The sequence below is a fragment of the Pseudoalteromonas sp. G4 genome, from assembly GCF_028875915.1.
Lineage (GTDB): Bacteria > Pseudomonadota > Gammaproteobacteria > Enterobacterales > Alteromonadaceae > Pseudoalteromonas.
Map to the genome: position 1 here is coordinate 24,555 of NZ_JAPEHW010000050.1, position 6,609 is coordinate 31,163.

Below are 6,609 nucleotides of genomic sequence, written 5' to 3' on the forward strand. Positions count from 1 at the left end.
AAAAATCAATGAAGTTAAAACGATTAATGACCGCGGGCGTTGCCCTACTTGCTTTTTGCCAAAGCGCATACAGCCAAACCGTACTTGATAGTGTTGCGGTAAAAGTTAACGACGGTGTTGTTCTTCAAAGTGAAGTTGATGCACTGGTTAACCGTGTAACAAACCGCGCGAAAGAATCGGGTCAAGAGCTGCCTTCTGAAACAGCACTTAGACGTCAGGCGATTGATAAACTTATTGACCAAACTTTGTTATTACAAATGGGTGAGCGAATTGGTTTGCGTATTTCGGATGCACAACTTGACCAAACGCTAACACAAATGGCTGCAGAGCAAGGTGCAACACTTGATGATATGCGCCGTTCACTTGAAGCGAGTGGCGATAACTTCCAAACATACCGTGAAGAAATTCGCAATGAAATGATCGCCAGCCGTACCATGCGCGCAAGTGTAGAGCGTCGTGTATATGTAAGTCTTCAAGAAGTACAAAACTTACTTCGCATTCTAGAGCAACAAGGCCAAACCAACGAAGAATACAATGTCGGTCATATCCTGATTGAAATCCCAGACGGTGCTACCGCTGAAGAAATTAAAGCACAAAAAGAGCGTGCTGAAGCTGTTATAAGACTTTTAAATGAAGGTCGTGAGTTCAAACAAATCGCGATTGCTTCGTCCGGTGGTGCCAAGGCATTAGAAGGTGGTCAACTAGGTTGGATGAACATCAATGAAATGCCAACATTGTTCGCTGAAGCCGTTAAAGGCCACAAAAAAGGCGATATCGTTGGTCCACTTCGCTCAGGTGCAGGTTTCCACATTGTAAAATTACAAGATGTGCGTGGTGTTGAGGTTGTTGAAGCGGTTGAACTTAAAGTTCGCCACATCTTAGTTAAGCCTTCAATCATTGTTTCTGAAGAAAAAGCGCGTTCTATGCTTGCTGGCTTTGTTACTGACTTAAAAGCGGGTAACGCAGATTTTGCTGAGCTTGCAAAAGAGCACTCGGAAGATCCAGGCTCAGCTCTTAATGGCGGTGCATATGATTGGACTGACCCTAATTCTTGGGTAGGTGAGTTTAAAGAAACTGCGCTTGGCTTAGAAAAAGGTCAAATTAGTGAACCATTCAGAACACAATTTGGTTGGCACATTATGGAGCTAATGGACCGTCGCATCTCTGATAAGACAGAATTAGTGAAGCAAAACCGCGCTCACCAGATGATTTTTAACCGCCGTTTTAAAGAAGAAAGCTTTACTTTCCAGCGTGAGCTTCGTGAACAAGCTTACATCGAAGTAATAGAAGAATAATTATGACTTTACGTATTGCAATTACTCCCGGTGAACCTGCGGGTATTGGTCCAGACTTAATTTTACAACTGGCGCAACAAAATTGGCCTGCTGAACTTGTTGTAATTGCAGACAAATCGGTTTTAAAAGCGCGTGCAAAACAACTTGGCATTGATATTTCATTAAATGATTACGATGCTCAACAAGCACCAAAAATGCACACTGCTGGTTCACTTACTGTAAAACACATTGCAATTAGTGAAGAAGTTGTTGCAGGTGAACTTAACGATGCCAATGGCCAGTATGTACTTGATACTTTGAAATACGCCTCTGATGGCAACATGCAAGGTGAGTTTGCAGCTGTTGTAACTGGCCCTGTGCATAAAGGTATCATCAACCAAGCCGGTATTTCGTTTAGTGGTCATACTGAGTTTTTTGCGCAACAATCGAATACGCCTGATGTTGTGATGATGCTTGCTACCGAAGGATTACGTGTTGCCTTAGTGACAACTCATATCCCGCTGGCGTATGTATCTAAAGCGATTACTGAAGATCGTTTAAGCAAAGTAACGCGCATTCTTCACCATGATTTAACCACTAAATTTGGCATTGCATCGCCTAAAATTTATGTCTGTGGCCTTAACCCTCATGCGGGCGAAAATGGTCATTTAGGTAGAGAAGAAATTGAAGTGATTTCACCTACCTTAGAAATACTCAGAAATGAAGGCATTAACCTAGTTGGCCCGTTACCAGCAGATACTTTATTTCAAGATAAATACTTAAAAGATGCAGATGCCGTGCTTGCAATGTATCACGATCAAGGATTACCTGTGTTAAAATACAAAGGATTTGGTAATTCGGTGAACATTACCCTTGGCCTGCCATTTATCCGCACCTCAGTGGATCATGGCACTGCACTTGATTTAGCAGCAAAAGGTGAAGCGGAAGTGGGAAGTTTTGAATTAGCAATTTCAAAAGCAATTGAAATGGCAAGTAAAAGCGCACAATAAATGAATGATAAAGTACACTTAGGGCACCGCGCCCGTAAACGTTTTGGTCAGAACTTTTTACACGATACCAGTATTATCGATAAAATTGTTACCGCAATTGATCCAAAACCTGGCGATAATTTAGTAGAAATTGGCCCTGGCCTTGGTGCAATTACTGAGCCTGTTGCTGATTTAACCGATCACTTAACGGTTGTAGAGCTTGACAAAGATCTTGCTCATCGCTTAATTCATCATCCTTTTCTTGCGAGTAAATTAACCGTGCATCAAGGTGATGCGATGCAATTTGATTTTGCATCTTTAATCACAGATGATCGTAAGCTAAAAGTATTTGGTAATTTACCTTACAACGTATCTACGCCACTTCTTTTCCATTTGTTCGAGTTTTATCAAAATATAGAACACATGCACTTTATGCTTCAAAAAGAAGTCGTTAAACGTATGGTTGCAAGCCCTGGTACAAAAGCATTCGGTAGATTAAGTATTATGACACAATACTACTGCCATGCGATGCCTGTCATTGATGTACCACCAGAGTGTTTTAAACCTGCGCCGAAAGTTGACTCAGCTGTAATTCGTCTAATCCCTAAAACGCCAGACCAATTAAAAGCAAAAAGCACCAAACTTTTAAATACCGTTTGTTTAGAAGCGTTCAACCAACGACGCAAAACTATTCGCAATAGTTTATCTAACTTACTAACACCCGAAGAAATTGAAAACTTAGGGTTAGATTTAACGCTTCGTGCTGAAAATCTTTCTCTTGATACATTTGTAAAAATCGCAAACTGGATTTATGACAACAAGCAGTAATTCTCCAATTAAAGTATCGGTAGAAACGTTTTATGTTGATGGTCAGTCTGAGCCAGAAAAAGATAAATACGTTTTTGCCTATACCATTACAATTAAAAATCACAGCTTATGTGCCACTAAGTTGTTAAGTCGCTATTGGCTTATTACAGATGCTAATGGCAAAGAGACCGAGGTAGAAGGTGAAGGCGTGGTAGGTGAAACCCCAACCATAGGTCCTGGTGAAAGTTATTCTTATACCTCAGGTGCAGTGCTAGACACTCCAATAGGAACGATGCAAGGCTACTATCAAATGCGTAATGAGTTTGGTAATGAGTTTCAAGCGCCCATCAAGGTGTTCCGTCTCGCAAGTGATGTCGTACTTCATTAACAAAGCTTATGGCTGATTATGTTATAGGTGATCTGCAAGGCTGTTATCATGAATTCATGACCTTATTAGACGTTGTGAATTTCAATGCTAGCCAAGATCACCTGTATCTTGTTGGTGATATCGTCGCGCGGGGACCACATTCGCTAGAGTGCCTTCAGTTTTTATACGAACAACAAGGCAGTGTCAGTATTACTTTAGGTAATCACGACTTACACCTTTTAGCAACGTATTTCACCAACACTAAACCAAACCCAAAAGATTGTCTTCAATCCCTGTTTGAAGCTAAAGATTTAGCTCAATATATTGAATTCCTTAAGCAACAACCTCTTGCTATCTGGTTAGAGCAATACAATACATTGATCTCTCATGCCGGTCTTAATCCACAATTAGATGTAAATCAAGCACTCAAATTAGCGGCTAAAGCAGAGAAAAAATACCAAGGTGATAATGCGACCTTTTACCTTTCTAATATGTACGATAATAGTGTTAACTGCATTTCAGATATAAATGACAAGTTATCCCGCTTTGTTTTTACTATAAACGCATTTACGCGTATGCGCTTTGTTGACGCAAACGGAAAAATGGATTTCAGCAATAAAGGACCCGCAATTCAGAAACAGAATACCTTACAGCCTTGGTTTGAAGTTACACAGAAAAATCATCAGAATATAAACGTGTGCTTCGGGCATTGGGCAGCACTTCAAGGCCAAACCCCCTATACTAATTTATTTGCTTTAGATACAGGCTGTGTTTGGGGTGAGCGCATGACACTGCTTGAACTCAAAACGCAAAAAAAACACTATTGCAATAACTTCAAAGAACATCAAAATAGTAATTAAGTTGTATTTTTAGTAATGACTATAAACTAATCAACTAGAATTACTGAAATAAAGCCGCGACTTTGCTAGATTAAACTAAAGTTGTATCCATGTATGTCGATAAATTTGTAAAGTCCAAAGAGACTTATTCACTTTGTCGGCAATTTGTAAACAGGAATGAATATGAAGTTGACTGTAAGCCAACGTATTTGGGGTGGATTTATTCTTATCACCCTTCTATTGATCACCATAGGTATCAATTCACTAATTAGAATAAATAGCATCAGTAATTCATCTAATCATGTGAATACACTCTCAATTCCTGCGCTCAGAGCAACCAATGAGCTTCAGGTATCATTTAATAAAATGCAGGCACTTGCGCTGCAAGTTTATTACAGTGATAACAGTAAGCAGCTTCAGGGACTAGTAAATCAGTACCGCGCAGCAGCTGAAGATTTCGATAAATCAAATGAACGACTAAAACAAGTTGTTAGCAGCGATGCACAACTGGCAAATGCCGCCTCAGCGGTTGATAAAACTTACAACAGTTTTGTTGGCAGAGTACAAAATCTTATAAACAATAAAACCAGTGCACTGCAAATTGAAAGCAGTTTAACAACACAGTTAGAAACACTGGAAATTGCAGCAGAAGATGCTAGCACTGTCGTTTTGGACTTAAGTGATAGTGCAGAGCTTGAAGATAAATCACAGCGTCTTTACCAAGCAGTTTCAAATATTGAAAATGCACTCCTTAGCATTGTAAGTAACAGCACAGATCTTAAAAATATTAAAAATGCGGCAACAGTAGAAACTTTATCAAACGAAGTGAACTACAGTCTTGCTGACATTGAACGCAATATCGAACTTCTTTCAGAAACGTTTCAACAAACAGATGAAGACTTATACCAAGATTTCCAAAGCTATTTTGCTGTTGTGAAAGAAAACGGCCAAGGTAGTAAATCACTTGCTAACGTAAAGCAGAATCATATCAGACAACTTGAAGAAGCAACAACAAACCTATCGCTTGCCGAACAGGACACAAATACAGCAAGCTCTCAGTTAGATAAGCTCACCTCCCTTTCAGATTCGCTTGTTGTAGAACTTAGAAAAGAAGTGGAAAGCAGCGTATCAAAAGCGGAACTTTGGACATGGTTAGGTATGGTCATTGCGACTGTTATTGCTATTGTTATTGCGTTCTTAACAGTACAACGTATCACTAAGCCGCTATCTGAAATCAATAAAGTGCTTGATAACGTTGCGCAAGGCGATATGACAATGCGCCTTGACGATAGCAATAAAGATGAATTTGGTGAATTAGCGAAAAGCTTAAACCGCGTAACCGACAACTTACGCAACTTAATCCAAGGTATTATTTCACGTTCTACGCAGCTTGCTGCGGCTTCTGAGGAAACATCAGCCGTAACAGTTGAATCTAGCCAAGCTATTGAAAGTCAACGAGCACAAGTTGAACAAGCGGCAACAGCAACTACTGAGATGAGCAGCACTTCACAATCAGTTACACAAAGTGCTGAAGATGCGCTACATGAAATTAAACAAGCTGACAATGAAGCTGAGCGCGTTAAAACAATTTCTAGTAATAACAAGCTAACTATCGAACAACTTGCTCGTGAAGTTGCCGGTGCGTCTCAGGTTATTAATAAACTGCATCAAGACAGCGCATCTATTGGCGGTATTTTAGATGTAATTAGAGGTATTGCAGAGCAAACAAACTTACTTGCACTAAACGCTGCAATTGAAGCTGCACGAGCTGGTGAGCAAGGTCGAGGTTTTGCTGTTGTAGCAGATGAAGTACGCTCACTTGCAAGCAAAACCCAAGAATCAACTCAAGAAATCCAAGCTATGATTGAATCACTGCAAAGTGGTGCAGAAGAAGCTGTAGCTGTTATGGCTAAAGGTCAACAGCAAGCTGATTCATGTGTAGAGCAATCAGAACAAGCAGCAGCGGCGCTTGAACAAATTACGCAAGCAGTATCACAAGCACACGATGCAAGTGAGCAAATTGCAACAGCTGCAGGCGAGCAACACCAAGTATCACAAGAGATCAGTGAAAGCTTAGAATCGATTGTTGCTATCGCAGAGCAAACCGCTGAGGGTGCAAACCAAACATCTGCTTCTGCAAGTGAAGTTGCTAAACTAGCAGAAGAGCTAAGACTTTCTGTAGAAGAGTTTAAGGTTTAATCCTAAATTAATTTAAAAGCCCACCAATGTCGGTGGGCTTTTTTGTGTCTAAATTTTAGGAGTAGTTACTTTTCTAAGTACTTAATCAAAGCGAACAACGTCAAAAATTGAAGCATCAACGTTCTGAGTTCTGA

The 6,609-nt window shown here is 40.1% G+C and carries 6 protein-coding genes; all 6 read left to right on the plus strand.

Translation table 11 applies throughout. The features are described from left to right. The first annotated feature begins 8 nt into the window (after positions 1-8). On the plus strand, positions 9-1,295 hold the full coding sequence (gene surA, locus ON073_RS14075) for a peptidylprolyl isomerase SurA (protein WP_274762517.1): 1,287 nt from the start codon (positions 9-11) through the stop codon (positions 1,293-1,295). A gap of 2 nt (positions 1,296-1,297) precedes the next feature. Continuing rightward, the gene (pdxA, locus tag ON073_RS14080; RefSeq protein WP_274762518.1) at positions 1,298-2,284 is read left to right on the plus strand and encodes a 4-hydroxythreonine-4-phosphate dehydrogenase PdxA; all 987 of its coding nucleotides are present in this window, start codon (positions 1,298-1,300) and stop codon (positions 2,282-2,284) included. Further along, entirely contained in the window at positions 2,285-3,091 is an 807-nt protein-coding gene (gene rsmA, locus ON073_RS14085) for a 16S rRNA (adenine(1518)-N(6)/adenine(1519)-N(6))-dimethyltransferase RsmA (RefSeq protein WP_274762519.1), read from the plus strand. Continuing rightward, positions 3,075-3,458 carry a Co2+/Mg2+ efflux protein ApaG gene (gene apaG, locus ON073_RS14090; RefSeq protein WP_274762520.1) on the plus strand — a complete coding sequence of 128 codons (384 nt, stop codon included), beginning with the start codon at positions 3,075-3,077 and terminating at the stop codon, positions 3,456-3,458. The genes rsmA and apaG overlap by 17 nt, the downstream gene beginning before the upstream one ends. 8 nt (positions 3,459-3,466) lie before the next feature. Then, positions 3,467-4,297, plus strand: a complete 831-nt coding sequence (locus tag ON073_RS14095; RefSeq protein ID WP_274762521.1) for a symmetrical bis(5'-nucleosyl)-tetraphosphatase — start codon at positions 3,467-3,469, stop codon at positions 4,295-4,297. A 162-nt stretch (positions 4,298-4,459) separates the two neighbouring features. Beyond that, on the plus strand, positions 4,460-6,475 hold the full coding sequence (locus ON073_RS14100) for a methyl-accepting chemotaxis protein (protein WP_274762522.1): 2,016 nt from the start codon (positions 4,460-4,462) through the stop codon (positions 6,473-6,475). The last annotated feature ends 134 nt before the right edge of the window (positions 6,476-6,609 follow it).